The sequence below is a fragment of the Amycolatopsis sp. CA-161197 genome, assembly GCF_050942255.1.
In the GTDB taxonomy this organism is placed as follows: domain Bacteria; phylum Actinomycetota; class Actinomycetes; order Mycobacteriales; family Pseudonocardiaceae; genus Amycolatopsis.
Genome location: NZ_CP192059.1, coordinates 4006179 through 4032026, shown reverse-complemented (window position 1 = coordinate 4032026; position 25848 = coordinate 4006179). Strand labels below are relative to the sequence as shown.

The 25848-nt window shown below is 71.9% G+C and carries 25 protein-coding genes; 9 read left to right on the top strand and 16 right to left on the bottom strand.

Features of this window, described 5'->3' with window-relative positions; translation table 11 throughout:
* Positions 1 to 15: 15 nt before the first annotated feature.
* Genes ACQPXB_RS19280 through ACQPXB_RS19270 form a run of 3 tightly spaced genes read right to left on the bottom strand, consistent with a single transcriptional unit; the run spans position 16 to position 2686 of the window.
* Positions 16 to 948, bottom strand: a complete 933-nt coding sequence (locus ACQPXB_RS19280; protein WP_432854047.1) for a hypothetical protein — start codon at positions 946 to 948, stop codon at positions 16 to 18.
* A 25-nt stretch (positions 949 to 973) separates the two neighbouring features.
* Positions 974 to 1600: an isochorismatase family protein gene (locus ACQPXB_RS19275; protein WP_386955386.1), complete on the bottom strand. Its 627-nt coding sequence runs from the start codon at positions 1598 to 1600 to the stop codon at positions 974 to 976.
* A 54-nt stretch (positions 1601 to 1654) separates the two neighbouring features.
* On the bottom strand, positions 1655 to 2686 hold the full coding sequence (locus ACQPXB_RS19270) for a hypothetical protein (protein WP_432854044.1): 1032 nt from the start codon (positions 2684 to 2686) through the stop codon (positions 1655 to 1657).
* Positions 2687 to 2970: 284 nt separating this feature from the next.
* On the opposite strand from ACQPXB_RS19270, the gene ACQPXB_RS19265 reads away from it, so the two are divergent.
* On the top strand, positions 2971 to 3225 hold the full coding sequence (locus ACQPXB_RS19265; protein WP_432854041.1) for a hypothetical protein: 255 nt from the start codon (positions 2971 to 2973) through the stop codon (positions 3223 to 3225).
* A gap of 197 nt (positions 3226 to 3422) precedes the next feature.
* Here ACQPXB_RS19265 and ACQPXB_RS19260 read toward each other — a convergent pair whose 3' ends face one another.
* Genes ACQPXB_RS19260 through ACQPXB_RS19245 form a run of 4 tightly spaced genes read right to left on the bottom strand, consistent with a single transcriptional unit; the run spans position 3423 to position 8423 of the window.
* Positions 3423 to 4937: a hypothetical protein gene (locus tag ACQPXB_RS19260; RefSeq protein ID WP_432854038.1), complete on the bottom strand. Its 1515-nt coding sequence runs from the start codon at positions 4935 to 4937 to the stop codon at positions 3423 to 3425.
* A 19-nt stretch (positions 4938 to 4956) separates the two neighbouring features.
* Positions 4957 to 5412 (bottom strand): hypothetical protein, encoded by a 456-nt coding sequence (locus ACQPXB_RS19255; RefSeq protein ID WP_432854035.1) that lies wholly within the window; start codon positions 5410 to 5412, stop codon positions 4957 to 4959.
* Positions 5413 to 5451: 39 nt separating this feature from the next.
* Entirely contained in the window at positions 5452 to 8214 is a 2763-nt protein-coding gene (locus ACQPXB_RS19250; RefSeq protein WP_432854032.1) for a helix-turn-helix transcriptional regulator, read from the bottom strand.
* On the bottom strand, positions 8205 to 8423 hold the full coding sequence (locus ACQPXB_RS19245; protein WP_432854029.1) for a hypothetical protein: 219 nt from the start codon (positions 8421 to 8423) through the stop codon (positions 8205 to 8207). Before ACQPXB_RS19245 ends, ACQPXB_RS19250 begins: the two co-directional genes overlap by 10 nt.
* 471 nt (positions 8424 to 8894) lie before the next feature.
* On the opposite strand from ACQPXB_RS19245, the gene ACQPXB_RS19240 reads away from it, so the two are divergent.
* Positions 8895 to 9797: a cupin domain-containing protein gene (locus tag ACQPXB_RS19240; RefSeq protein ID WP_386955398.1), complete on the top strand. Its 903-nt coding sequence runs from the start codon at positions 8895 to 8897 to the stop codon at positions 9795 to 9797.
* Between the two features lie 142 nt (positions 9798 to 9939).
* Positions 9940 to 11118, top strand: coding sequence for an alpha/beta hydrolase family protein (locus ACQPXB_RS19235; RefSeq protein ID WP_432854026.1), 1179 nt, complete (start codon positions 9940 to 9942; stop codon positions 11116 to 11118).
* Between the two features lie 45 nt (positions 11119 to 11163).
* On the opposite strand, the gene ACQPXB_RS19230 is transcribed toward ACQPXB_RS19235, so the two are convergent.
* The 7 genes from ACQPXB_RS19230 to ACQPXB_RS19200 are packed head-to-tail and all read right to left on the bottom strand — an operon-like array spanning position 11164 to position 16944.
* Complete coding sequence (locus ACQPXB_RS19230; protein WP_386955401.1) at positions 11164 to 11673, bottom strand: ester cyclase; 510 nt, start codon at positions 11671 to 11673, stop codon at positions 11164 to 11166.
* A gap of 22 nt (positions 11674 to 11695) precedes the next feature.
* On the bottom strand, positions 11696 to 12250 hold the full coding sequence (locus ACQPXB_RS19225) for a YceI family protein (RefSeq protein WP_432854022.1): 555 nt from the start codon (positions 12248 to 12250) through the stop codon (positions 11696 to 11698).
* Positions 12247 to 13332, bottom strand: a complete 1086-nt coding sequence (locus ACQPXB_RS19220; RefSeq protein WP_432854020.1) for an LLM class flavin-dependent oxidoreductase — start codon at positions 13330 to 13332, stop codon at positions 12247 to 12249. The genes ACQPXB_RS19225 and ACQPXB_RS19220 overlap by 4 nt, the downstream gene beginning before the upstream one ends.
* A gap of 38 nt (positions 13333 to 13370) precedes the next feature.
* On the bottom strand, positions 13371 to 14201 hold the full coding sequence (locus ACQPXB_RS19215) for an ABC transporter ATP-binding protein (RefSeq protein ID WP_386955404.1): 831 nt from the start codon (positions 14199 to 14201) through the stop codon (positions 13371 to 13373).
* A 28-nt stretch (positions 14202 to 14229) separates the two neighbouring features.
* Positions 14230 to 15078: an ABC transporter permease gene (locus ACQPXB_RS19210; protein WP_432854016.1), complete on the bottom strand. Its 849-nt coding sequence runs from the start codon at positions 15076 to 15078 to the stop codon at positions 14230 to 14232.
* Positions 15075 to 15893: an ABC transporter permease gene (locus ACQPXB_RS19205; protein ID WP_386955408.1), complete on the bottom strand. Its 819-nt coding sequence runs from the start codon at positions 15891 to 15893 to the stop codon at positions 15075 to 15077. The genes ACQPXB_RS19210 and ACQPXB_RS19205 overlap by 4 nt, the downstream gene beginning before the upstream one ends.
* Before the next feature lie 22 nt (positions 15894 to 15915).
* A complete protein-coding gene (locus tag ACQPXB_RS19200; RefSeq protein ID WP_432854011.1) occupies positions 15916 to 16944 on the bottom strand; it encodes an ABC transporter substrate-binding protein in 1029 nt (342 codons plus the stop codon).
* Between the two features lie 133 nt (positions 16945 to 17077).
* Between ACQPXB_RS19200 and ACQPXB_RS19195 the strand changes: the two genes are divergently transcribed.
* Positions 17078 to 17647 carry a flavin reductase family protein gene (locus ACQPXB_RS19195; RefSeq protein ID WP_432854008.1) on the top strand — a complete coding sequence of 190 codons (570 nt, stop codon included), beginning with the start codon at positions 17078 to 17080 and terminating at the stop codon, positions 17645 to 17647.
* 2 nt (positions 17648 to 17649) lie between these two features.
* Here the strand turns inward: ACQPXB_RS19195 and ACQPXB_RS19190 are convergent, their stop codons facing one another.
* Both ACQPXB_RS19190 and ACQPXB_RS19185 read right to left on the bottom strand, forming a co-directional pair.
* Entirely contained in the window at positions 17650 to 18372 is a 723-nt protein-coding gene (locus ACQPXB_RS19190) for a Crp/Fnr family transcriptional regulator (RefSeq protein WP_432854005.1), read from the bottom strand.
* A 94-nt stretch (positions 18373 to 18466) separates the two neighbouring features.
* Positions 18467 to 19861, bottom strand: a complete 1395-nt coding sequence (locus ACQPXB_RS19185; RefSeq protein ID WP_432854002.1) for an FAD-dependent oxidoreductase — start codon at positions 19859 to 19861, stop codon at positions 18467 to 18469.
* A 182-nt stretch (positions 19862 to 20043) separates the two neighbouring features.
* Here ACQPXB_RS19185 and ACQPXB_RS19180 point away from each other — a divergent pair, with 182 nt between their 5' ends.
* From ACQPXB_RS19180 to ACQPXB_RS19160, 5 genes are all read left to right on the top strand, one after another.
* Positions 20044 to 20508, top strand: coding sequence for a MarR family winged helix-turn-helix transcriptional regulator (locus ACQPXB_RS19180; RefSeq protein WP_366578521.1), 465 nt, complete (start codon positions 20044 to 20046; stop codon positions 20506 to 20508).
* 620 nt (positions 20509 to 21128) lie between these two features.
* The gene (locus tag ACQPXB_RS19175) at positions 21129 to 22982 is read left to right on the top strand and encodes a ricin-type beta-trefoil lectin domain protein (RefSeq protein WP_432853999.1); all 1854 of its coding nucleotides are present in this window, start codon (positions 21129 to 21131) and stop codon (positions 22980 to 22982) included.
* Positions 22983 to 23162: 180 nt separating this feature from the next.
* Positions 23163 to 23690, top strand: coding sequence for a SigE family RNA polymerase sigma factor (locus ACQPXB_RS19170; RefSeq protein WP_432853996.1), 528 nt, complete (start codon positions 23163 to 23165; stop codon positions 23688 to 23690).
* The gene (locus ACQPXB_RS19165) at positions 23687 to 24127 is read left to right on the top strand and encodes a hypothetical protein (RefSeq protein ID WP_432853993.1); all 441 of its coding nucleotides are present in this window, start codon (positions 23687 to 23689) and stop codon (positions 24125 to 24127) included. The genes ACQPXB_RS19170 and ACQPXB_RS19165 overlap by 4 nt, the downstream gene beginning before the upstream one ends.
* 369 nt (positions 24128 to 24496) lie before the next feature.
* Entirely contained in the window at positions 24497 to 25672 is a 1176-nt protein-coding gene (locus ACQPXB_RS19160) for a hypothetical protein (protein WP_432853990.1), read from the top strand.
* Positions 25673 to 25848 lie beyond the last annotated feature (176 nt).

Sequence of the window (25848 nt, the reverse complement as noted above, 5' to 3'; positions counted from 1 at the left end):
GCGGGAACGGGGAAATCAGTGGAAGACACCGTCGTGGACCTCGGCGACGTAGCCGCCGGGGAACTGCAGCAGGACACTGGTGCGGTCCTTGCTCCGGTACGGTCCGGAAAGGACGGTCGCGCCACTGGCCGTGGCCTTCGCGACCGTGGCGTTGACGTCGGAGACGGTGTAACCGGTGGTGTCGCGGCCATAGGGGTAGTTCCAATCGCCGTTGTTCGCCAGCACCACGGTGTTGCCGAACGGGGTCTTGATCCGGACGCGGTGGTAGGTGGTGCCCGGGGCGCCGATCTCGCCGCCGTCGGCGTTGCGGACGTCGGAGATCACGGTGCCGCCGGTGAACCGCAGGTAGGAGGCGAGGAACGCGTTGACCGTGTCCTCGGACAGGTACACGCGGAACTCCGGCTGCGTGGTCAGCGGGGTGAAGCCCGACATGTCGAACTGCTTCCAGATCTGGGAACTGAAGCCGCCCGGGAACCGGACCACGGCCTCCCGCCCGACCGGGCCCGTCCACGCGGAGACGGGCACGGTCGCGCCCGCGCGGTGGGCCACCTTCACCGCTTCGTCAGGGTCCTTCACGCCGAAGCCGGTCTGCTCCGAGCCGAACGGGAACGGCACGGGCGTCTGGTAGTCGTAGGCCGCGAGCAGCCCGACCGGCGAGTGGATGATCGAGGCCAGCGCCTTGCTCGGCGTCGGGGTGATCCCGAAGACGTTCTGGCCGTTGTCGGTGCCGCCGAAGGTCGCTTCCCAGCTCTTGATGAAGGCGGGCAGCTGACCGTGCTGCACGTACACGTGCGACGCGTCGTACTCCACGCCGAACGCCTGGGCCGGCGCACCGAACTGGGCCTGGGTGCCTTCGGCACTGCCGCTCGACACCGCCACCACGGCCCCGGCGACGGCCGCGGCGACCACGCCGAGGATCCCGGCACGCCTCACGATCTTGCTCGTCATGACGTTTCTCCTCCCCTGCTGGTGGTCAGTTCTTGGCGTAACCGGCGGCGATCTGCCCGACCAGCACGGCGAACGGCATCTCCAGCGCCGCGTACACGTAGCCGGCCTGCGGGTCGCTGTTGTCCGCGAGGACCTCGACCATGGCGGTGGCGTAGTCGATGGGGATCACGCCCGCCTGCTGCATCCGCAACAGGCCCGCTTCGCGCTTCGTCCGCGAGAAGGTGCCCGACGCGTCGATGGCCGCGTAGGCGGCGAAACCCTCGGCGGTGACGCTGATGGCCGGGAACGCGAGGCACACCTCGGTGGAGACGCCGGCGAAGATCACCTTCTTGCGGCCGGTCGCGCGGATCGCGCCCTGCACGCGCTCGTCGTCCCACGCGTTCACGGTCGAGCGGTCCAGCAGCGGCAGGTCGTCGGGCAGGACCGCGGCCAGCTCGGGGATCAGCGGGCCCCACATGCCGTCCGCCTCGGTGGTGGTGACCACGATCGGCAGGCCGAGCACCTGCGCCGCCTTCGCCAGGCCCACGACGTTGTGCTTCAGCTCCTCCACCGCGATGTCGCGCACGCCGCTGTACAGCCCGACCTGGTGGTCGACCAGCACGACCACCGCGTTGTCCCGGGTCAGCCGCTCGGTGAACTTGCTCTCAACCATGGGGAACTCCTCCTCGGTTACTTCGTCAATATACATGTTGGTCAATTTTTTTGACTAGTTGGCCGCGATTGTGGTGCGGTGACCCGAGATACCGAGCTTCCGGGCGACGGGTCGCAGCGAGAACGCCGCCAGCACGCCGATGAACACGGTGAACGCGCCGGCCAGGACTCCGGTGTAGATCCGCCAGCCCGCCGGCTCCAGGAGCTGGAGCCACTTCTCCGTCAACGACACGCTCGCGGCCAGCGGGAACGTGAACGACCAGAAGCCCAGCGAGAAGGGCAGCTTCCGGTAGCGCGGCAGGAGCATCGCCTGCACCAGCAGCACGAGCACGCCGACCCCCGCGATCGCCTGGCCGATCGGGTCCACCGCGAACCCGTGCAAGGTGAACCACGCCAGCCCCGCAACCGCCGGTGGCGCGAGCAGGATCGCGGTGGTCGGCCGCAGCGCCTCGGGAAGCGGGCTGTGGAAGCTCAGGCGCTGCACGATGATCGGGGTCATCACCACCGAGAAGAACGCGCCGACGGCGAACAGGCCCCACGCCGGCCCGCGGTAGCCCAGTACGTGGGCGACGTCGGCGCCGATGAGGCCCGGCGCGACCGTCGGCAGCAGGTACCCGGCGTGCACGGCCTCCAGCCCGAGGCGCCCTTCGAACCACGACGCGAGGATCCAGGCGGCGAAGACCGTCGACGTCGCCAGCGCGAGGAGGTACAGGACCCGTCCGGCCACCGGGGACCACGTGAACAGGTCGGACGCCAGCAGCATCGCGACGACCGGGGCCAGCGAGGCGATCGGCCCCTGCGCGGGGTGGCGCAGGTGGTCGAGCAGCTGCTGTTCGCTCTTCAGGCCCCGCACCGCGTGGGCGATCATCAGCCAGACCCAGGCGATCGCCGCGACGGCCCAGAACGCCTGCGGTACCGCACGGGGCAACCCGAGTGCCGGCGCCGCCCTCGTCCACACCCCGGCGAGCCCGACCAGGCCGAAGCTGATCGCGAACGTCGTGAACGGGTACCGCGCCGGCGCGGCTGCGGCCGGCGGACCGCCGGCGGGCTCGGCCGACGGCGTGGCGGGGACGGCGGTGCTCGTCAACGGGTGCTCCAGGAAGAGTGGGATTCCGGGCTGCCCCCTCGGCGGCCCGGACCGTGCCGGAACCGCTGTCGTGGCCCGGCGTTCGCGCTGAACGCCATCGTGCTCGGATCGGCCGCGTTCAGTGCCCGTCAGATGACGGGTCCGGAGACGGTCCCCGCCGCCGCCGACCGACTGGGCCCGATGGGATGACCCCCGGTCGGGCGACAGACGCCTCCGGCGCACCGCGACCAGCGACCGCACCGTCGTGTGGCGGTTCACCGCGCGGGCTCCGGCGAAGGAGGGTGTTGCCGAACCGCCCCGAGACCCCGCCGGAGAAGACGACCGTGACCGCTGCGCCGACGGACCGCCTCGACCGGCCGATCGAGGTGACGATCGACCCGATCCGCCTCATCGCGCGCGTCGGCGCCGGCGTGTGCCGGCGCGACGTGTTCGGGGCCGCCGCGGAGTACGGCCTCAGCCCGGTCCTGCGCCGGCGCCACGGGTACGCGGCGGACCGGGTGCGCCTGGTCGAGATCGTGAGCCTCGACGGGGTGCGGTGAACGTCGAGCGCAAGCCGGAGCTGTTCCGGGCCCTGTGCCGCGGCAAGGCGAGCGTGGTCGTCACGGCGATGGTGGTCGACCTGGTCGGGCCTGGTTCCCCGGCCGCCATGGAACTGCGCGCGCTCGGCGGCGCTTATGACCGTGCAGCGCGTGCCGGGCGCCGTTCGCGGGCGGGGCGGGGCGTTGTGGCTGACCACCTACCGGTGACGGAGCCGGCCGGTACCGCCGAGCGATCCGGTCGCACCGCCGAGCATGGCGCCGGCTCGGAGTCCCCGGAGGTACTGCGGCGGTTTCCGGGGCACCACACGGAAAACGGGCCCTTCGGCGGGCGCGCTGCGGTAGGCCGTGAGCTCGCCGCGGGCCGGCACCGCGCAGTCGGCGACCTGGCCCTCGGTGGTCCCGACCAGCAAGCGTCCGGTCCCGGCCAGGGCCAGCGCCGAGCCCGTCGCCGGCAGCCCGGCCACGACGAGCGGGTGGGTCCCGAGCACCTCGCCGGTCATGGCGTCGAGCGCCACGAGCAGGCCGGAGCTCAGGTAGACGATCGCGGCGTCGGCTTCGATCGCCAGGACCTGGGCCCCGACCACGAACTGCCACCCGGCCTCGCCGTCCGGCAGTCGGCGCCGCGTCACGAGGGTGGCGGCGTGCCGGGCATCGGCCGCAGGGCCGTCGACGTCGAGCTCGGGCCCGGTGCGCAACCAGGAGGTCGCGAAGATCAAGGCGACGCCGTCGAGCTCGACGGCCGCCCCGATTTCCGTCAGGTCCGCGGCTTCTTCCGACGGAGCCACGGGAAACAGGGGCAGCGCGGTCGGTTCGGCGCTGTCGGGATCCACCACTGCGACCCAGCGTGCCCCATCGTCGCCGGACACTCCGTTGACGTACGACGACGAGGCCCTCCGGACCGGCAACGCGGTGAAACCCCGCGGCGGCTCCCGGCGATCAGGAGCGGCGGAATCGCGCAGAGAACGAGACTCCGGACGCTCGACCGGCCGCTCACCGTCCATAGAGGACAAGACGGTCACCGGCCCGCCTTCCGAAGACGCCGCGATCGCCCCGTCGGCAAGGGACTCCACGCGCCACACCGCACCGACCTCGCGCCACCCTGGGCTCAGGCCTTCGAGGTGCTCGCGCGCAAGGGTTTCGTCGCGGGGATCGTCGCTTTCGCGGCAGGGCCCGTCGAGCTCCTGCCAGGAGATCTCGCCGTCGCGGACCGACAGCCAGTCGTCGCGTTCGAGCATCGCGTCGTAGCCGACGGTGTGGGACTCGCGGCCGAGCTCGTCCTCGTGCACGGGAGCGACGGCGAGATCCAGCACCCGGCCCTCGCGCCACCGGCGCCAGCGCACGGACCGGATCTCCCGGCTGTCGGCGAGCGCCGACACCGCGCGGCCGGAGCCGAAGTGCCACAACAGCAGCTGTCCGTAGTAGAAAAAGCCGCCGTCGTACCGCCCGGTCCCCACGGCCAGCAGCGGCAGCAGCGGGTGGAAGTCCACCGCGTGCACCGGAAACCGGCTGCGCAGCAGCAGGCGGCAGGTCAGGTCCCGCCGGTCGTAGAGGCCGACCACGTGCGGCGACAGCCGGGTGCGCCCGTCCCATTCCCGCCACCCCTGCCGGCCGGCGACGGCGACGAGGCCGTGGTGCTCGCTTTCCTCGACCGTCACGGGGCGGCCGGTCTCGGCGAACGGGCCGGTGGCGAACACCCGGCGGACCGTCACCACCGCGTGGCCCCGTCGAGCATCAAACGGACGACGGCAGGGCGTCGAGCCACGAACGCGTGAGCCCGACCCGGTCGGAAGTGCGCAGCAGCGCCGAAGGACCGCGCGAGGCCTCGTGGAAGACCGCGCGGGTGCCGCCGCTCGGCGCGTCGAGCAGGAGCCACGACTGGTAGAAGCTCAGCCGGTCGCTCACCGCGGCCCAGCCGAACCGGCTCGGCACGACCAGCTCGCCCACGATCCCGTCGAGGGTGTGCGGCGCCGCCACGACGACGAACCGGCCACCGACGATCAGCTCTTCGGAGACGTCGACCCGGTCCACGCCACGTTGCCACGTCGGCCACTCTGCCACCGTGACGAGCCGGGTGAACACCGCGTCGGCCGGTGCCGCCACGTGACGTTCGTGGCTGACGAAGCTGTCGCAACGGTCCGGCCCCCAGCCGGGCGGCCAGTGGACGTCCGGGTGTGCTCCTGCGCTCATACCCCCGAGAGTGGACTTCGCCGGTAGACACAGCACCCGTCACATGACTGGCTTGCCCGACCGGTCCCGGTCGTCGTACGCGGTGAGGGCGTCGCGCAGCGCCGCGCGGGAGGTGATGCCCAGCTTGGGGAAGATCTTGTAGAGGTGATCGCCCACGGTCCGGTGGGAGATGAACAGCTTCTGCCCGATCTGCTTGTTGGTCAGGCCGGCGCCGGCCAGCTCCGCGATCTCGCGCTCCTGCGGCGTGAGCGGCGACTTGGTGTCCGGCGCCGACTGCCGCGTGACGCCGGTCGCGCGCAATTCGTTGGCCGCGCGGTCCCGCCACGGGACGGCACCGAGCGCGGCCAGCGTGTCGTGCGCGATGGTCAGCTGCTCGCGGGCAGCGCTCGTGCTCCGAAGCCGGCGCAACCGTTCCCCGTACGCGAGGCGCACGCGGGCCAGGTCGAACGGCCAGCGGTCGAGTGCGGGACCGGACAGCGCCGCCTCGAACCGTTCCCGGGCGGTGTCGTCGTCCGCCGTCATCGCGGTCGCCGCCGCCGTGACCAGCCGCAGGCGGGGTGACAGCTTGCCCAGCCGGGCCTCGCGCAGTGCGGCCGCGTGCGCGTTCGCCTCGGCGCGGCGCCCGGTGATCAGCGCCGCTTCGACGAGGTCCGGCGCCACCCAGAGCGCGCTCGGGCGGTACCGCGCGAGCTCTCCCGCCGGGCTGACCTGCGTCGCGTGGTGGTAGGCGTCGTCGTACTCGCCGGCGCCGACGTCGGACAGCGCACGAGCCTGCCACGCAAAGTACGTGATGCCGGCGGCCTGGTGCGCGATCGCCCACCGCGTCATGTCGTCGGTCAGCTGCCGCGCGGCCTCGACCTCGCCGCGGCCGGCGGCGACGAGGGCCTGCACCCAGTGGAAGTACCAGGGGAAGAAACGCAGGCCGTGCTCGGTGCAGAGGGCGAGACCCTCGTCGGCGAACTGCCACGCCTCGTCCCAGCGGCCCGACTGGAAGCCGTCGATCCCCAGGTGCATCAGCGCGCCCAGGTGGCGGCGGGCCGGTCCCTTGCCGGCGTGGCGCGACTGCGCGAGGTGCCGTTCGGCCTCCCGCAGCCGGGGCAGCCGGTCGGCGAACACGGCGGCGGTGCCGATGCGGATGAGCCGGGTCGGGTGCTCGTCACCGCCGACGGTGTCGATCACGGCGTCGAGCTCGGCGACGTCGTCGTCGGTCGCGCGCGCCGGGTCGGAGAACACGGTCGCGTTCACGCGCAGCACCGGCGGCGGCTCCGGCTTCAGCCGCCCGACCAGGCGGTGGAAGGTCTCCCACGCCTGCCGCGTGCCGACGTACCAGCTGATCAGGAGCAGGTTGAGCAGTGCCTCCACGAGCACGGCGTCACCGGCGTCGAACCCGTGGTCGCCGGCCTCGACGGCCCCGGCCAGCAGCCGGTGGGCCGTGGCGACGTCGCCGTCGGAGTTGATCAGCAGGTGCGCCGCCGCGGCGGCGCCGGGCAGCGAATGTGTCGGCAGGGAGCCGGACCGGCGGGCGTCGCCCAGCAGGCGGCTGGCCGTGGCCAGCTCACCACCGGCGTCGGCTCCGACGTACGCGGCCTCGGCGAGCCGGCGGCCGCGGTCGGCCGGGTCGGGGCTGAGCTCGGCGGCGCGGGTCAGCGCGGCCACCGCGCCCAGTGCGTCGCCCTGGCGCAGCAGGGCCTGCGCCGTCTCGTCCAGCTGGGCCGCGATGTCGGCGTCGACGCCGACGGACGACTCGGCCAGGTGCCGCACGCGGCGTTCGGGCGTCGCGACGACTCCGGCCAGCGCGCGATGGGCCCAGCGCCGTTCGCGTTCCGCCGACGCCTCGACCACTGCGGCGCCGATCAGCGGGTGCCGGAAGCCGAGACGGGTGCCGCTCAGCTGCACCAGCCGGGCGGCTTCGGCCGGGGCCAGGTCGTCGAGGTCGCACGTCTCGCCGCCCGCGGTGCGCAACCGGGCCACCTCGACGCTGCCGCCGAGCGCCCCGAGCAGCATCATCAGCCGGCAGCGTTCCGGCAGGCCCCGCACCCGGGAGGTGAACAGCACCTGCAGCCGGTCCGACAGCGGCAGGACCTCGGGCAACGTGGTGAAGTCCGTCCGCTGGTCCCCGTCGAGCGCGGCCGGCAGCTCCAGCAGCGCGAGCGGGTTGCCCGCGGCTTCGGCGAGCAGCCGGCTCCGCACGGCGGGCGCCAGCTCGGGGAAGTGCCGGTCCACGAGCGTGCGGGCCGCCCGCGCGGGCAGCGGGGGCAGCACGGCCTCGGCCAGCCCGCTGTCCTGGAAGAACCCGCGCTCGGCCGAACGGCAGGCGGCGAGGAAGACGATCGGGCTGCCGACCAGGCGGCGGGCGACGAAGCCGAGCACCTCGGCGCTGGCCCGGTCCACCCAGTGCAGGTCGTCGATCACGATCAGCAGAGGCGTTTCGGCCGCGACGGACCGCAGCCACAGCAGCGCCGCGTTCGACACCACGAGCCGGTCGGGTGCCGCGCCGACCTCGAAGCCGAGCGCGCACCGCAGCGCCGTGCGGTGGGTGTCGGTGAGGGCGGCCATCTCCTCGCCGAGCGGGAAGAGCAGCTGGTTGAGCGCGGAGTAGCCGACCTCGGCCTCGAACTGCGCGCCCGCCGCCCGCAGGACCCGCGTGCCGCGGCCGGCCTCCCCGGCGGCGAACTCGTCGAGCACGGCGCTCTTGCCGACCCCGGCCTCCCCCACCACCAGCAGGGCACCACCGCGCACGCCGGCACCTTCGAAGAAGGAGCGGATCGAGGCGATCTCGTCGTCACGGCCGATCAGCGGCACGGCTCGGCCCTCCCGGGCTCCCGCAGCCGGTGCCACAGCCGCGCGCCGGTGCCGCCGGCCGGGCCGGAGCGGCCGGCGCCGCCCGGAGCCGCGGCACGCCTGCCGAAGCGGACAAGTTCGCGGGCCGCGCGGCGGTCCGAGCCGCCGTGCGCGTGTCCGATGCCGTGGGTCCGCACTCGTTCCTTCTTCAGGGCCGCCGTAATCGCCACCCGGGTCGATGAAATATTCACGACAAGCCGGATCGGCAGTGAAGCAGCAGAGACAACGATCGATCCGGACAGTTCGTACTCGTCGTCGCGATCGGCGTCCGGAACCGCGCAACGACAAAAGTCATCTTAATGAACTACCTGATCTCAGGCGACACCGGGTTCGCCGAAGATCCAGTGACACCAACGAAATTCGACCTCGGTCAAACCACCCGCGGCCGCCTTCCGGTGTCCTCGGCTACCAGTCCATCCCACTCCGAAGGCGGCCGAGCGCCGGCAGAGATTCACCGATGAATAAGCTGCCGGTAACCACGGTTACGGAGAGGACCGCCGCGACACCTTCGGCGGAAGACGTGTTCGACATGAACGCCTTTCGGTTGATACTCATTCTCCGCTGACACATGATGGACTGGATCGCGAGAGGGGACTACGGATGATCGGCTCATTTTCTGTCGGGATCGGTTCATGGACGGGGTGAGCAGACTCATCCGGCTGGCGCACCTCGAGGGCCGTCTCGACGTGCGGTGCCTGATGGCCGGACAGTTCACTTTGGACCACGAGGCCGCGCCGCCGGGTGAGGTGCAGTTCCACCTTGTCCTGCAAGGACGCTGCACGGTGACCACCGGCACGTCCACAGTCGACCTGGGCCCGGGCGACTACCTCCTGCTCCCCCACGGCGACGCCCACACGGTGACCGCGGCCTCGGGCCGCCGGCGCCGGTTCGAGGAGGAGCCGGGAGCGACGTTCACCACGCGCAAGTCCCTCGGCGCCGAGCATGAGCTCGACCTGTTCTGCGGCCACTACCGCTTCGACTCGGCCGCGGGCGCGCTGCTGTTCCGCCTGCTGCCCTCGCTGGTGCACGTCACGATGGACCGCCCGGCGCTCGCGCTGGCCGACGTCCTGCGCGGCGAAGCGGATTCCGACGGACCCGGCACCGGCGCCATCGTGTGCTCGCTGTGCGACGCGCTGCTCGCCATGTCGCTGCGCAGCCGCCCCGACCAGCGGCTCGACACACCCGCCCTGTGGACCGCCATGGGCGACGACGTGCTGGGCCGGGTGATCGCGCTGGTCGTGGAACGCCCGGGCGAGTCGTGGACCATCGACCGCATGGCGACGGAGGCGCGGATGTCGCGTGCCACGTTCCTGCGCCGCTTCACCGCCCGCACCGGCATCACGGTCGCGACGCTGCTCACCTCGATCCGGATGATGGTGGCCGCCGACCTGCTGACGCGCTCGGACCTCTCGGTGGCGCGCGTGGCGAGCGAGGTCGGCTACCGCTCGGAATCGGCGTTCGCGCAGGCGTTCCGTGCCACAGTGGGCACTCCGCCTGCCCGTTTCCGCAAGCACGCGGTGACGAGCCAGTGCACGCGGCAGTAGCCTGTCGTCGCATCTATTGACGGTAAAGATTCATGACCAGTCGGGAAATCCCGGTGCGGACGCACCGCCGGCGGCGCCGCGGCGGTGCGCGTCCCGGACAGCGCGGGCGGCACCGGAGAACGACCAGAACCAGGAGCAGACGATGTCCGTCGTCGAGATGACCACCTTCACGGTGGCCGAGGAGAACACCCGGGCGATGCTGGCCGCGCGCCCGGCGATGGTGGAGGCGTTCCGGGCCGACCGGCGCGGGTTCCTCTCCGCGCGGCTGGTGCGGGTGGCCGAGAACACGTGGCTGGACTTCGTCGAGTGGTCCGACGACGCCGCGTGGGACGAGTCGAAGGCCAAGGGCGCGAACCTGCCCGCGATCGGCGCGTTCTTCGCCACGATCGACGCGCTGGTGAGCGCCGAACGCGGCGTGCGCTACGACGACGCCCAGGAGACGCTCGCCGTCGAGCGCCGCGTGCGCACCGTGGCCTACGGGCCCGAGCCCTCGCAGGTCGGCGAGCTGTACCTGCCCGAGGGCACCGGACCGTTCCCGGTCGTGGTCGTCGTCCACGGCGGCTACTGGACCGCCATGTGGGACCGCCGCCAGATCACCGACGTCGTCGACGACTTCCTCGGCCGCGGGTACGCGGTGTGGAACATCGAGTACCGCCGCATCGGCGAGCCGGGCGGCGGCTGGCCCGGCACGTTCCTCGACATCGCGGCGGCCGTGGACGCGGTCGACGGGATGGATCCCGCGCTCGACCCGGGCCGGGTCGTCATCGTCGGGCACTCGGCCGGCGGGCACCTCACCACCTGGGCCGCCCACCGCGGCGCTCTGCCCGCCGAAGCTCCGGGCGCGAACCCGAAGGTGACCCCGCTCGGCATCGTCTCGCTCGCCGGCGCGCTCGACCTGAAGACGGGCGACGCCACCGGGTTCGGCACGGTGCTGGCCGACCCCGACGCCGAGCCGCCGAAGGACGCGCCCGAGGCCGCCCGTCCGGAAGTGTGGCCGATCGTCGCCGCGCAGGTCGCGGAGGGCATCGTGCCGCTCCTGGTCGGCGCGCACTACGCGGAGAACCCCGAGCGCTACGGCTGGACCTCCCCGCTCGAGCTGGCCAACCCCGGGGTTCCGGTGCTCGCCGTGCACGGCACCGCGGACGAGGCCGTGCCCGCCGACTGGAGCCGCCGTTACGCGGAGAAGACCAACGCCGGCGGCGGCAGCGCCCGCTACGTCGAGGTCGAGGGCGCGACCCACTTCGACGTGGTGCAGCCGGCCCACCCCGTGTGGCCGACGGTCACCGCGTGGATCGACGAGACGTTCACCAAGAACCCGTGACGAGCCGGGTGTCGTGCCGCCGGTCGGTGGCACGACACCCGCCGCTCATTCCGCCGTGCGCCAGCGGCCGCGGGTCAGCTCCGCGTAGTCGGTGAACTCCGGGAGCGCGCCCAGCTGCCGCAGCAACGCGAAGTCGTCGGCGAAGTACCAGTGCTCGGCGACGAGCCCGTCCTCGAACCGCCAGATCGCCATCTCGGTGATGTCGATGCGGTTGCCCGTCGCGGGAAAGCCGTAGAGCTCACCGGTGTGGGTGGCGGTCAGCGACCACACCGCCCACACGCGATCCCCCTTGGCCACGATGTCCTCGATGACGTCGTAGCGATCCGGCAGGGAGTCCTTGCGGTAGCCGCCCATGCCCAGGCCGGACAGCTCCGCCAGGGAGGCCATGCCGACGCGGTTCACGGTCGAGCCGGGCTTGAGGAACTGTGCGCGTTCTTCCAGCGGGACCGAGCGGAACTTCAGGACCAGGTCGATGTTGCGGCGTTCCTCCTCCGTGTACTCGGCATCCTGGTAATCGCCGCCGACGAGGTTCGTCACGAGGCTGCGGGTGTGCATGCGGTCGTCCTTTCGAGGTCGGTCAGGCCCGGACAAGTTCGGCTTCGATCACGATGTCCACGAGGTTCGACACCACCGCGCCGCCGCCGGCGAGCAGGCCGTCGAACTTCAGCCCGAACTCGCGCCGGTCGAGCGACGTCCAGGCGGAGAACCCGGCGCGCGTGGCGCCGCGGTGGTCGACGACACCGCCGGTGCGCACGGCGAGCTCGATCGGCCGCGTGACCCCGCGGATCGTCAAGCGGCCCGGCAACGTCCAGTCGCCCGCGGAGAACCCGTCGCACGACGCGGTGAACTCCAGCTCGGGAAACCGTTCGGTGTCCAGGAAATCCGCCGAACGGATCAGCTCGTCCCGTTTCGGATGGCCCGAAGACGCGCTGGCGGTCGCGACGCGGACATGCACCGACGCGCCCGACGGGGTCACCTCGACCTCGCCGTCGAGCACGTCGAACCGGCCCGTCACCCGCGCGATCGTCATGTGCACCACGGAAAACGCGACGAGGCTGTGCGCCGCGTCCACCGTCCAGGTCCCGGCCAGTGTCTCCAGCGGCCGGTGAGTGGTTTCGTCCACAGTGGTCACGACGCCACCCCCACCGGCACGGCCGGCGAGGTGTTCGCGAACCGCGGCATCACGTGGTCGATGAACCGCTGCAACGAGCGATTGCCGAGGGCCGGATCCATCTGCCCGTACAGGAAAACCAGCGCCAGGTGGCCGATGCCGCGCTCACCGTGGGCCGCGATCTCGCGGGCGACGGTGTCGGCGCTGCCGACGATCATCGCCTTGCGCACGAACGCGTCCCGGTCACTCGCCGCGACGCCGACGACGCTGTTCTGGAACTTCGCCGCACCGGCCGCGCCCTGGAAGGCCTTGGCGGTCGACGCGTCGAGGTAGTCCAGCGCCGGCGTGACCTCGCGCAGCGCGGACTCGTCAGTTTCGCCGACGTAGATCATCTTCTGCACGAGCGACCAGTCGCGCGCGTCCTGAATGGTCTGTTCGTCGTGGCCTGAGCGGTCGAGCGCGTCGTGGTAAAGCGCCCACTTGCGCGCGGTCTCGTCGAGCTCGTCCCGCGCGGTCTGCAGTGCCCAGCCGCGGCCGGCCGCGTCGAGGATGCCCTGGTCGGACAGCGCGGCGCGCGCGAACCGGATCGACGGGCGGAAGCTGCCGGGCATGATGCGCCGGGTGAGCAGCCCGTTCGAGTGCGTGGTGGTGAAGCCGATCTCCACGCCGTCGTCGTCCCGCTTGTCCAGCGCCCGGAACGCGACGTCGAGCACCTCGTCCATCAGCGCCGCGCGGTTCGCGGTGTCGCGGCCGAGGCCCTGGTACTCGCGCGGCGAACCGCCCGTGCCGACACCGATGGTGCAGCGCCCGCGCGTGAGCAGGTCGAGCGTCGTGCACGCTTCGGCGAAGTTGAGTGGGTTCCACAGCGCCGGGACCGCGACCGAGATGATCGTGTGCAGGTTCTCCAGCTGCGGCGCGAGGTAGGCCCCGAAGGTGAACGGGTTGCCGTAGGTGTTGTAGCCGGTGAAGTGGTGCTCGGTGAGGCAGACGCCCGCGAAACCGCTGCGGTCCGCGATGCGCGCCTGCTCGGTCACGGCTTCGACGACCTCGAGGTCGTGCGCGCCGTCGGGCGACTGGGCGTTGAGGTAGATCGAGAACTTCATGTCTCCCCTTGGGTTCTGTGAGGTGTGCGGGGTTGTCTTCAGACGTCGCCGCGGATGTGCGCGGCGACGTCGGCGCGCAGGTGCACGAAGCGCGGGTCCGAGCGGGTGGTGATCTGGTCGCGCGGCGCGGGCAGGTCCACCGTCACCTGCTCGGCGACCGTGGCCGGCGGCCGGCTCAGCACGATCACCCGGTCGGACAGGTACACGCTCTCGTCGATGTCGTGCGTGACCACGAGGATCGTCATGCCGAACCGGTCGCGCACCGACAGCGTGAGGTCCTCGAGGTCGGCGCGGGTCTGGGCGTCGACGCTCGCGAACGGCTCGTCCATCAGCAGGATCCGTGGGCGGCAAGCCAGCGCGCGGGCGATGGCCACGCGCTGCTGCATGCCGCCCGAGAGCTGCCACGGGTACTTGCGCCGCGCGTCGCCCAGCCCGACCGCCGCCAGCGACTCGGCGGTGCGTTCCCGGCGTTCGGCCGCGGGCACGCCGGTGGCGCGCAACGGGAACTCGACGTTGCGGCCCACGCGCATCCACGGGAACAGCGAGCGGCTGTAGTCCTGGAAGACCATCGAGAGCCCGGCCGGCACGCCGTCCACGGGCTTGCCGAGCACGCACACCTCGCCCCGGCCGGGCCGCAGCAGCCCGGCGAGGCAGCGCAGCAGCGTCGACTTCCCCGTGCCGGACGGGCCGACGATCGTCAGCAGTTCGCCGTCGGCCGCGGTGAACGACACGTCGTGCAGCACCGGCTGCGGTTGCCCGGGATAGCTGTGGCCGAGGTCCGTGACCCGCAACGCGGGCTCGGCCGGCGCGTCCGGACCGCCCGCGAGCGGGCGGGCCGCGGCGTGGACCGGGTTCTGCATGGAGGTCATCACCAACTCCTGTCGAGTACTTCGGGGATCAGTCGTGCCGGGCCCGGCTGTGGCGGTGCCAGCGCAGCGCGCGGTGTTCGAGCGTGGTGAACACGGTGTTGAAGACGTAGCCGAGCACGCCGAGCGCGACCATCGCCGCCCACATGCCGGCGAACTCGAAGTGGCGCTGGGAGTCGACGAGGAAGAAGCCGAGCCCGCTGGTGGCGACGACCCACTCCGACAGCACCATCAGCACCAGCGCCAAGGAGAGCCCCACGCGCATGCCCGCCACGATCGCCGGGGTCGCGTAGCAGAGGTCGACCTGCACGAGCCGGCGCACCGGTCCCAGGCGCAGCGTGCGGGCCGTGTCCCGCGCGACGGGGTCGATGGCGCCGGTCGCCTGCATCGCGTTGAGCAGTACGGGCCACGTGCAGCCGAACGCGATCACCAGCACGCGCATCACGTCGTTGGCGCCGAACACGATGAGGAACACCGGGAGGATCGCCGGCGTCGGCAGCGCCCGGAGGAACTGCGCCGCCGGGTCCACCATGCGCCGCACGGTGGGGAACGCGCCCGCCGACACCCCGATCACCGCGCCGAGCAGCGAGCCGCCGAGCCAGCCGATCAGCATCCGCACGAGGCTCGGAGCCACGTCCGTCCACAGTGGAGCCGAGGTCCAGAGGTGGCTCGCCGGGCCGGCGAACCACAGCGTCCGCATGCGATCGAGGATCTGCAGCGGCGTCGGGAAGTACGGGTTGGCCGCGGCCTCGGTGGCGCGCTGCCAGACCCAGCACAGCACGGCCAGCAGGCCGAACCGCAGCACGAACCGGCCCGCGACCACCGAGACGGTCCGCAGTGGGCGCACCGAAACCGGCGCCGGTGAAAGCACGGCACTCATCGCGGTTCTCCTTCGCTCCACGGCAGGAACCGTCGTTCCAGGGCCCGGGCGGCCCCGTTCACGACCAGCCCCAGCAGCCCCGCCGCGCACACGGCGGCGAACGCGTAGTCGGTGTGGCTGCCGCCCTGGGTCGCGGCGAGCAGGTAGGCCCCCACGCCGCTGTCGGTGCCGATGAGCAGCTCGGCGGCCACGGCGATCACGAGCGCGAGCCCGATCGACACCCGGACGCCGGCCGCGATCACCGGCGCGGCCGAGGGCAGCACGATCTCGGCGAGCCGGCGCGGCAGCCGCGCGCCGTAGAGGCGGGCCGTCTGCAACGCGACGCCGTCGACGTCGCGGACGCCGTGGATCGTGTTGAGCAGCACCGGCCACACCGTGGCGCTCACAATCGTGATCACCACCGACGCGCGGCCCGTGCCGGTCACCAGGACCAGCAGCGGCACGATCGCCACCGCGGGCACCGGCCGCAGCAGGTCCACGACGATCCGTGTCGCGGTGTGCGCGGCCGGGACGAGCCCGAGGACCAGGCCCACGACCAGGCCGGCCGGCACGGCGATCACCAGCGCGAGCAACGCCGAACCCGCGGTGGCGCCGAGGTCGGCCAGGAACGGCGCGTTGGTGAGCAGCTCCCCCAGCCGCGTGAGGATCACGCTCGCGGGCGGCAGGTACTGCGTGCTCACCAGGCCCGAACGGGCGACCACCTCCTCGGCCGCGGCGAGCAGGACCAGGCCGGAGAGCCCGAGCACGAAGGTGGACAGTGCGGGGCGGTGCCCCCGGCGCGGGCCGGCGCGCCGGGGCAGGACGTCGAGCGACATGGGACTGGTGTCCTTTCCGGCGTCAGCGGTCCGCGGCCATCACGCCGGCGGGCAGCGCCGTGCTGGTGAGCATCCCGGCCTGCTGCATGAGCTCCGCCAGCTTCTGCAGCGGCGCCGTGTCGGTCACGTTCGTGGCGAACCCGGGCAGCTTCATGCCGGCGGCCAGCGACGCGTCGACGCGCGTGAACGTCGGCACGGCCTTGCGCAACGCGTCGGGATCGGCGTTGAGCGCGGTGTTCTCGGCCGCCAGGGCCTTGCGGAAGGCCGCGATCACATCCGGGTGCTGCTCGGCGTAGCTCGTGGTGGTCACGTAGACGCCGACGAGCGTGTCGGTGAGCGGGCCGGTGAACTGGTCGGAGACGCTTCGCGTGCGCACCGTCTTGCGGATCGTCGAGAGGAACGGCTCCGGCGCGCAGACGGCGTCGACGATCCCGCGCTGCAACGCGCTGCCCTCGTCCGGCAGCGCGACCGGCACGAGTTTCACCGACTTCGGGTCCAGCCCCGCCGCCCGCAGCTGCGCGGGAATGGTGAGGGCGCAGCTCGAAGTCGTGCCGGGGATGGCGACGCTGTGGCCGGGCAGGTCCCGCAACGACCGGATCGGCGAGTCGGCCTTGGCGAGCACGTCGAGCTGGCCCGGCCGGCCGAGGTCGCTGAGCCCCACGACCGCGACGGCGAGCTTCTTCTGCACGGCGAGCAGGTAGTCGGCCGCGTTGTCCCAGACGATCGGGTACGCGTTGCCGAGCAGGCCCACCAGCGGCGAGTCGGAGCTCGTGTGGTTGTGCGCCTGCAGGGTGACGCCGGCCTTGGCGAACCCGCCGTTGCGGGCGCCGAGGTAGACCGCCGACGACGAGGTGGTCGCCGGAGCGTCCACCACGACCGCCGCGCCGCCCGGCGCCGGACCGGGGCCCGAACCCGAGCCGGGTGCGGCCGTGGTGTCCGTGGTGGAGCACGCCGAGGTGACCGCCAGGGTCGCGACGCCGGCGAGCGCCGCCGCGATCCGTTTCCCGGCCCGTGTCCGCGCCTTGCCAGAGTTGCCGGTGTTGTCCGCCATGCCGATTCCGCCTTCCGCAGTACCGCGCTGCTGTGAAAGGCATGGAAGACCGCGGGTGTGACGTGGACAACGCCCTTGTGCAAGTTTCCACATCCGGTTGCCGCGGGTGGTCCCGCGGCGGCGACATGGAACCATGACTTCTTCGACTCCGCCCTCGCCGGGCGCGGCGCTGGGTTCGGCCCGGTCGATGTCCGCCCCCGTCCACCTCGCCGGCTACGGCGTGGACGCCGACCGGTTCCGCGGTCTGGCCGCCTCGCTCCCGACGTCGGTCAGCGTCATCACCACGACCGCCGAAGACGGCTCACCGATCGGCATGACGTCGGGCACGGTGTGCAGCCTGTCGTGCGAACCGCCGCTGCTGCTGGTGTGCCTCGGCAAGGCTTCGCGGACGCTGCAGGCGATCCGCGACCGCGGGCGTTTCGGCGTGAACGTGCTCGACAGCAACGGTTCCGAGCTTTCCGCGCACTTCGCGAGCCGGGCGGAGGACAAGTTCGCCACCACTGGCTGGCACCGCGGCCGGCACGGCTCGCCCGTGCTGGAGGACTCCGTGGTGGCGTTCCTGGAGTGCGAGCTCTACCAGGTGGTCGACGGCGGGGACCACGCCATCGTCGTCGGGCTCATCATGGACGGGGAACACACGGACGCGTCGCCGTTGGTGTATTTCCGCCGCAGCTACTCGGGTTTCGGGGAATCCGGCGCGTGAGGTCAGCGGCCGGCCTTGCGCCGCAACCGTTCCTCGTCGTGCACCACGAGCTCACGCGACTCCAGCGTCACCACACCCAGGCGCGCCATGTCCTTCAGCGCCTTGTTCACGCTCTCGCGCGAGGCGCCGACGTAGTGCGCCCACTGCTCCTGCGTGAGGTCGTGCCGCACGCGGATGCCGTCGGGGCCGCGCACCCCGATGCGGTCGGCCAGCTCGACGATCCCGGCCGCGACGCGCCCGCTGATGTCGGGGTTGAGCAGCGAGCCCACGGTCTCGTTGATCCGCCGCACCTGCGCCGAAAGGAACCGCACCACGGCCGCCCCGATCCGTGGGTCGCTCAGCACCCACTCGCGCAGCCGGGCCGCCGGCAGGGCGATCACGTCGGCGTCGCTGATCGCCACGGCGTCGGATACCCGCGCGTTGCCCTCGAACACGCTGGTGATGCCGAACGGGTCACCGGGCAGGAACAACGTCATCAGCCGTTCGCGGCCCGTGGGGGTCGTCCGTCCCATCGCGACCTTCCCGGCCACGACGAGGTAACCGAAGGGCGCCGGCTCCCCGGTCTGGAAGATGACCTCACCACGCGGGTAGTGGCGCGCCGTCCCGCTTTCGAGCAGGCAGGCCACCAGGTCGGCCGGCATCCCCGCGAAGAACGGGCTCACGACCGCGCCACCCGCCGCGGAGCGGAAGCGCTCCGCGGGCGGAAGGGCGCCGGCCGGGTTCATCCGAGCAGTGTAAGCACCGGCACCGGCGATTCACGCGTTCCGCGTCCCCGCGAACAGCAGTCGAGCTCGCCAGGGACCACCGACGACGTGCGGCTCAGTGCGTCCGGACCGGCGGCGTGCCGAGGACCTCGTTGAACGCCTCCGACGACGAGGGGTGCGTGTAGACGGCGTCGCGCAGCTCGCTCGCGGTCACGTCGTGGCGCATGGCGAGCGTGACGAGGTTGATCAGCTCCTGCGAGTCGACGCTCAGCAGCGTCGCACCCACGATCAGGTCGGTTTCGCGGTCGACGACGAACTTCATCAACCCGCGCGTTTCGCCGACGATCTTGGACCGCGGCATGGCGGCGATGTCGGCGATGGCCTGCTCCACGACCTTCACCGGCAGCCCGCGCGCCACGGCCTCGCGCTCGGTGAGGCCCACGCGCGAGAGCGCCGGGCTCATGAACACCGTGTACGGGATGAACTTCCGGTCCGTTGTGGACCGCTTGCCGGTGCCGAGGAGCTGGTCGGCCACGATGCGGTAGTCGTCGAGCGAGATGTAGGTGAACTGCGGGCCGCCGTTGATGTCGCCGATCGCGAAGATGTGCGGCTGGCTGGTGCGCAGGTGCTCGTCGACCTCGACGGCACCGGTGCCGGTGATGCGCACGCCGGCGCGGCCCAGCCCCAGTCCCTCGGTGGCGGGCGTGCGGCCGGTCGCGGCCAGCACCTCGTCGGCCGCGAGCGTGTGCGTCTCGCCGTCGATCTCGTAGGTGATCTCCACGCCGTTGTCGATGTCGCGGACGCCGGTCACGTGGGCGCCGGAGACGAACTCGACACCGGCTCCGCGCAGGATGCCGGTGGCCGCCGCGGCGATGTCCTCGTCCTCGCGGGGCATGATCCGCGGCGCGGCGTCGAGCACGGTGACGGCGCTGCCGAACTGGGCGTAGGTCGAGGCGAACTCCACGCCGACGTAGCCGCCGCCGAGGATGGCCAGGCGCTTCGGCAGGTGGTCGAGGTCGATCAGGTCGGTGCTGGTCAGCAGGCGGGTGCTCTCGCGCAGGCCGGGGATGGCCGGGACCGACGGCACGGCCCCGGTGTTGATCACGATCGTGTCCGCCGTGATGCGCAGCACGTCGTCCCCGGCCGCGACCCGCACGGTCTTGGGGTCGAGGAACGTCGCCTTGCCGGTGATCACGGTGACGGTGTCGATCGTGTCGAGCATGGCGAAGTTCTTGCCGCGCATCGCCGCGGTGAGCGCGCGCGTGGCCTCGACCGCCTTGCGGTGGCGCTCGGGCGGGGTGCCGGTGCCGGGGTGCTCGGCGTGGTGGACGAGCGACTTGGTGGGCACGCAGCCGATGTTGATGCAGGTGCCGCCGTACATCTGGGCGGACTGCTCGATCATCGCGACGCGCTTGCCGAGCTTCCCCAGAGCCGCGGCCAGCGTCTTGCCGCCCTTGCCGAACCCGATGACCACCAGGTCGAAGTGCATGTCGTCCATACGGTCCAGCATTCGCCTCCGCAAGAGGCCCGACTACGCATGAAAAGATCAATTTTCGCCGAGATCGGATCAACCCGGACCGGCTCCGGGCGACCGTCCAGCGGCGCGCCGCCCGGAGCCGGTCCAGGTCGAACGTTTATGATCGGCCATCCCGCGGCGGCGTTCGGCGGCCGCGCGGCCGAAGGAGGCGGTGAGTGGTTACCCGGGCGGAGCGGAACGCGACGAATCCGGACCTCGGGGTGCTGTCAGCGAGGCTCCTGTTCGCCGTTCAACGCGAACTCTTCGCGAAGCTCGTCGCCCAGGGTTTCGACGATCTGCACCCCCGGCACGGGGTGGTACTGGCCTACCTCGATCCGGGTGGTCTGCGCGCGACCGAGCTCGCGCGGCTCTCCGGCCAGGCCAAACAGGCCATCGGCCTGCTGGTGGACGAGCTGGAGGCGCTGGGCTACGTATACCGCCGGCCCGACCCCGGCGACCGCCGGGCCAAGCTCGTCTGCCCGACCGAACGCGGCCTCGACCAGATGCGCACGGCCGACCGCATCATGGCGGGCATGCAGGACCGCCATGCCCGCCGCGTGGGCCGCGAGTCCTACGCCGAGTTCAAGCGCGTGTTCATGGACGTCGCGGAGCACCAGCGGCGCACCGTCGCCGCGGACTGACCCGGTCGCGCCGTTTCGGGCATGGCTCTCCTTTCCGGGGCCCAGTCCCGTGCCGGGGGGTGTCCGGTGCGGAGGCGGCGGTAGCCGATCGGCTCGATCACCCGCACTTCCCGCCGCCCACGCCGTCGGTCCCTCGGGCTTCGGGCCGGGCCGGTCAGCGAGAGTCACGGCTCGCGGGCCGTGCTCTCCGGCTGCCCCGGGCCGTCTCGATCGGCGCACGCGGGTCTTCGTGCGGGCGTGGGGCCACGGTCGCTCCTGTTCGTTCGCCACGTTTGCGACAGGCTCGGGCGCACACGGGACGGTCGTCAATAGTCGTGACTGTACAACAAATTCATCAGTATTCGCACTGGCCTCCACCGGCGTGTACAGATGATCCGACCGCGACAGAAACTGACCCGATCAGGCGTGGTTTCCCCGACCGGTTCCAGGCACAATCGCGCGGCCGTGGCGGTGGATCTGGCGGCGCCACAGCATCGCGCGAGGAACCGTCGGACGGCACCTTGACACCGTTCGTAATGGAAATTTACCATTGGCGAGCTGAAAACTGCCGGACAGCCGCCACTGTGGCAGGAGACGAGCCGCTCCCCGCGAGCGTGCTCCTGATCCCACCGAGGAGCGGAATGTCAGGCACAGCAACCCATCCGAGATCGGCTCGCACGCGCTGGCGGATCACGGCCGCGGCCGTCGTCGCCACCGCGAGCGCCGGAGCCTGTCTCGCCGCGCCCGCGCCGGCCGCGCACGCGGCCACCACCGCGAGCGTGTGGCTCACCACTGCCGACCGCTCGAACCTGTTGAAGCAGCAGGGAAACGTGTCGTTCGGCTCCGGCGGCAGCGGGCCGGTGATCACGGTGAACCCCACCACCACCTACCAGTCGATGGTGGGTTTCGGCGCGTCGTTCACCGACTCGGCCGCGTGGAACATCAGCAACTCGCCGCGGCGGGACGAGATCATGAACGCGCTGTTCACCACCTCCGGCGGGATCGGGCTGAGCTTCCTGCGCCAGCCCATCGGCGCGTCGGACTTCTCGCGCAGCTTCTACACCTACGACGACGGCGCGGCGGACCCGAGTCTCTCGCGGTTTTCCGTGGCACACGACAACTCCTACATCCTCCCGCTGGTCAAGCAGGCCAAGAGCCTGAACCCGAAGCTGTCGGTCATGGCCACGCCGTGGAGCGGGCCGGCGTGGATGAAGGACAACAACAACCTCATCGGCGGCTCGCTGCGCAGCGACCAGAACGGGGTTTTCGCCGACTACCTGGTGAAGTTCGCGCAGGCCTACGGGGCCGCGGGGGTGCCGATCGACTACCTGAGCGTGCAGAACAAGCCGCGGTTCTCCGCGCCCGGCTACCCCAGCATGTACATGGAGCCCGTGCAGCAGGCGAACATCATCAACACCCTCGCGCCGAAGCTGCGCGCGGCGGGCCTGCCGGCGAAGATCCTGGGCTACGACCACAATTGGGACGTCACGGACTTCGCCGAGCAGGTGAACAACCAGGCCGGCAGCAACGTGGCCGGCTCGGCGTGGCACTGCTACGGCGGTGACCCGTCGGCCCAGTCGAGGGTGTTCAACGACCAGCACAAGGACATCTTCTTCACCGAGTGTTCCGGCCACGACTCCGACAACGTCGCGAACACCTTCGCCGACACGTTGCGGTGGCAGGGCATGAACCTCACGATCGGCGCCACCCGCAACTACGCGCGCACCGTCGCGCTGTGGAACATGGCACTGGACAACAACCACGGCCCGGTCATCGGCAGCTGCGGCAACTGCAACGGCGTCGCGACCGTCAGCGGCGGCAACGTCACCTACAACGCCGAGTACTACGTGCTGGGGCACCTGAGCAAGTTCGTACAGCCCGGCGCCGTGCGGATCGACTCGACCGCCTACGGCGAGGGCGGTGTCGAGAACGTCGCGTTCCGCAACCCGGACGGCACGATCGTGCTCGTCGCGCTCAACACCGGTGGCACGCAGAACTTCCAGGTCTCCTTCGGCGGCCAGTCGTTCGGCTACCAGCTGCCCGGCGGCTCGATGGCCACGTTCACCTGGCCCGGCAGCGGCGGCGGCACGACCACTCCCCCGCCGACCGGCCGCACCGGCCCGATCTCCGGCCTCGGCGGCAAGTGCCTCGACGTCACGGGCGGCTCGACCGTCAACGGCACCCAGCCCCAGCTGTGGGACTGCACGTCGGGACCGAACCAGCAGTGGACGCTTTCGAGTGACGGCACCGTCCGCGGCCTGGGCAAGTGCCTCGACGTCACCGGCAACGGCACGGCCGACGGCACCGCGGTCCAGCTCTGGGACTGCTTCGGCGCGCCCAACCAGAAGTGGTCGACCGGCGCGAACGGCTCGCTGGTCAACGCGGGCAGCGGCAAGTGCCTGGACGTGAAGGACGGCTCGACGGCCAACGGCACCAAGCTGCAGATCTGGACCTGCTCCGGCGGCCCCAACCAGCGCTGGTCGGTCCCGGCGTAACGGTCCACACCGGACGCTTTCCCGTCTGCTGCGCCCGTGACCGGGCTTGTCCGGTCACGGGCGTTCTGCCGTGTTCACCGGGGTGACGTGCGTCACCTCGGTCCCGTGCAACCGTGGGGCGGGTCCATGGCCTTTGTGGAGTGAGGGCCGCTGAACGGCGGTCCGAGCGAGGAGCAGCGAGTGGGTCACCGGGACTGGGAGGCGGATTACACCGCTTTCGCGCACAGTCGTGCCTCGGCGCTGCGGACCACCGCGTATGTCCTGAGCGGCGAATGGCACCGCGCCGACGACCTGGTGCAGACCACTCTGGTCAAGCTCTACGTGATCTGGCCGCGCCTGGTGCGCCAGGGCGGCCTCGACGCCTACGCGCGCACCGTGCGCGTGCGCACGTTCGTGCGGGAGAACCGGCGCAAGTGGCGCCAGCTGGAACTGACCTCGCCCGCCCCGCCGGACACCACCGCCCTGCCCGAAACCGACCACGCCGGCCGGCTCGCCGTACGCGCCGCGCTGGCGCAGGTGCCGCCGCGCCAGCGGGCCGTGCTCGTGCTGCGCTTCTGGAACGACCTCACCGTCGGCGAGACGGCCACCGCCCTCGGGTGCAGCGAGGGCACCGTCAAGAGCCAGACCGCCCGCGGCCTCGCCGCGCTCAAACGCGCACTCGGCCCCCTGGGCTTCCGCGACCCGTTGCCCGAGGAGAGCGAGCGATGAACGAAGACCAGGCACGCGCCCTCATCCACCTGGCCGGCCCCGACGGTTCGGGCGGCTCCGGTGGTTCGGGCGGTTCCGACGGCTCCGGCGGTTCCGACGGCTCGGCGGGTCCCGACCTCGACGCCATCCTCTCCTCAGCACTGCGCCGCGGCCGCCGCCACCGCGCCATCCGCCGCAGCCTGGCCATCTCCGGCAGCGCACTGGCCACCGCGACCCTCGTGCTCGTCCCCCTGCTCCTGCGCGCCCAGCCCCCCGAGCACCTCGGCCCCGCCGCGCCACCACCCCCCGCCACCTCCACCACGACCCCCACCACCACGGACACCACCCACACCCCACCCCCACCGGCCACGACCCCCATCACGGCCACCTCCCACGCACCCGCCAGCCCAGGCATCCCGACGACCAGCCACCGCCTGCCTCCCACCAGCACGCCGTGACCGCCGAACCAACCTCACAGCACCCGTCCAGCGCCCCGGGGCGCCCGCGCGCCCGCCAGCCCCGGCAATTCGCCGACCAGCACCCAGTCCCGCCGAACCAAACCGAACCGCACCGGCCCAGCGCCCCGGAGCAACCGCGCGCCACCCGCGCCCCAAACCCCTGCGCGCCCGCCGACCCCAGCAGCTCGCCGACCAGCACCCCGCCCCCGCCGAACCAACCGAACAGCGCGGCCCCGGCGCCCCGGCGCAGCCGCTCGCCAACGGCGCCCCAAACCCCTGCGCGCCCGCCGACCCCAGCAGCTCGCCGACCAGCACCCCGTCCCCACCACACCGCGCCGACCGCGCGCTGCCCCTGAACGGAAGCCCGCCATGACCACGTTGTTGTCCACGCCCACCGCGGCCCCGGCGCCTACCGGAGCGTCCGCGCGGATCGGTTACCTGTGGGCCGCCGCCCTGTATCTGGGGGTGCGGGTGGCCGGGGTGGTGGTGCTGGCGTTGTTCGCGTCGAGTACCGGGCAGCCGTTGCTCGACCGGCTCACCGCGTGGGACGGGCAGTGGTACCTGGCGATCGCGGACGGCGGCTACGGCGGGATCACCCACGGGCTTGTCGACGCGGCCGGGAACTTCGCGCCGCACACTCCGCTGGCGTTCTTCCCGTTGTACCCGTTCCTCATGCACGCCCTCGCGACCGGCACCGGCCTCGACAGCACCACGGCCGGGCTGCTGATCAGCGCCCTCGCGGGAATCGTGGCCGCGCTGGGTGTCTATCGCCTGGGCAAGAGGGCCGGGAATGAGCGCACCGGGCTGCTGCTCGTCGCGTTGTGGGCGGGCGCGCCGCTGTCGATCACGCTGTCGATGGTCTACACCGAGGCCCTGTTCACGGCGTTCGTGGCGTGGGCGCTCGTCGGGCTCGTCGAGAAGCGGTGGGCGCCGGCCTCGCTGTGCTGTGTCGCCGCCGGGTTGACGCGGCCGACGGCCGTGGTGCTGGTGGCGGTGGTCGTCTTCGCCGGGGTGGTGGCTTTCGCGCGGGCGCCGCGGCCCGCGCCGCTCGTGGCCGCGGCCGCCGCGCCGGTGGGGCTGGTCGGTTACTGGCTGTGGGTGGCGAACCAGACGGGCAGCCTGTTCGGCTGGTTCGACCTCGAGTGGCACGGCTGGAACACGCGCTTCGACGCCGGCGCGGAGACGTTCGGCTTCGTCGGCCAGCAGCTCGTGCAAGGCCGGTCGGTGATGGAGGTCGGGAACGTCTTCGTGGTGTTCCTCGCGATCATCGCGGCCGTCCTGCTCCTGCTCAGGCTGCGCGAGCGCCCGAGCTGGTGGCCGCTGATCCTCTTCGGCGCGGGCATGGTGGTGCTCGTGGCCGGCACCGCGGGCATCCCGTTCGCGAAAGCGCGGTTCCTGCTCCCCGGTTTCGTCCTGCTGCTGCCCCTCGCCCAAGGACTGTCCGCACGACGGCGGAGCACCGCCGTCGCGGCGACCGCCGGTGTCGTCCTCGTCGGCTGCTGGTTCAGCGCCTACGCCCTCACCGGTTGGCACTACGCGATCTGAGCCGGAGAAACGGCGTCGGCCGCTATGTGCTACGGGGCATGGCAAGCGGCGATTTAGGCATTGGCTGGGCATGGCTCGCGCGGCCTAACCTCGTTTCACCTCGCACGACTCCAGCCGCCCGCGGCGCCGAGCGACCCGGACGGCGAACCCACGCCCTCGGGGACCGCCCACCATGG

What these genes read in the sequence shown, in the direction of transcription:
- ACQPXB_RS19185 (WP_432854002.1), bottom strand. Translation starts at nt 19,861, where the DNA reads ATGCTGGACCGTATGGACGACATGCACTTCGACCTGGTGGTCATCGGG.
- ACQPXB_RS19255 (WP_432854035.1), bottom strand. Translation starts at nt 5,412, where the DNA reads ATGAGCGCAGGAGCACACCCGGACGTCCACTGGCCGCCCGGCTGGGGG.
- ACQPXB_RS19200 (WP_432854011.1), bottom strand. Translation starts at nt 16,944, where the DNA reads ATGGCGGACAACACCGGCAACTCTGGCAAGGCGCGGACACGGGCCGGG.
- ACQPXB_RS19190 (WP_432854005.1), bottom strand. Translation starts at nt 18,372, where the DNA reads ATGAACCCGGCCGGCGCCCTTCCGCCCGCGGAGCGCTTCCGCTCCGCG.
- ACQPXB_RS19165 (WP_432853993.1), top strand. Translation starts at nt 23,687, where the DNA reads ATGAACGAAGACCAGGCACGCGCCCTCATCCACCTGGCCGGCCCCGAC.
- ACQPXB_RS19235 (WP_432854026.1), top strand. Translation starts at nt 9,940, where the DNA reads ATGTCCGTCGTCGAGATGACCACCTTCACGGTGGCCGAGGAGAACACC.
- ACQPXB_RS19160 (WP_432853990.1), top strand. Translation starts at nt 24,497, where the DNA reads ATGACCACGTTGTTGTCCACGCCCACCGCGGCCCCGGCGCCTACCGGA.
- ACQPXB_RS19205 (WP_386955408.1), bottom strand. Translation starts at nt 15,893, where the DNA reads ATGTCGCTCGACGTCCTGCCCCGGCGCGCCGGCCCGCGCCGGGGGCAC.
- ACQPXB_RS19280 (WP_432854047.1), bottom strand. Translation starts at nt 948, where the DNA reads ATGACGAGCAAGATCGTGAGGCGTGCCGGGATCCTCGGCGTGGTCGCC.
- ACQPXB_RS19230 (WP_386955401.1), bottom strand. Translation starts at nt 11,673, where the DNA reads ATGCACACCCGCAGCCTCGTGACGAACCTCGTCGGCGGCGATTACCAG.
- ACQPXB_RS19195 (WP_432854008.1), top strand. Translation starts at nt 17,078, where the DNA reads ATGACTTCTTCGACTCCGCCCTCGCCGGGCGCGGCGCTGGGTTCGGCC.
- ACQPXB_RS19220 (WP_432854020.1), bottom strand. Translation starts at nt 13,332, where the DNA reads ATGAAGTTCTCGATCTACCTCAACGCCCAGTCGCCCGACGGCGCGCAC.
- ACQPXB_RS19210 (WP_432854016.1), bottom strand. Translation starts at nt 15,078, where the DNA reads ATGAGTGCCGTGCTTTCACCGGCGCCGGTTTCGGTGCGCCCACTGCGG.
- ACQPXB_RS19215 (WP_386955404.1), bottom strand. Translation starts at nt 14,201, where the DNA reads ATGACCTCCATGCAGAACCCGGTCCACGCCGCGGCCCGCCCGCTCGCG.
- ACQPXB_RS19175 (WP_432853999.1), top strand. Translation starts at nt 21,129, where the DNA reads ATGTCAGGCACAGCAACCCATCCGAGATCGGCTCGCACGCGCTGGCGG.
- ACQPXB_RS19275 (WP_386955386.1), bottom strand. Translation starts at nt 1,600, where the DNA reads ATGGTTGAGAGCAAGTTCACCGAGCGGCTGACCCGGGACAACGCGGTG.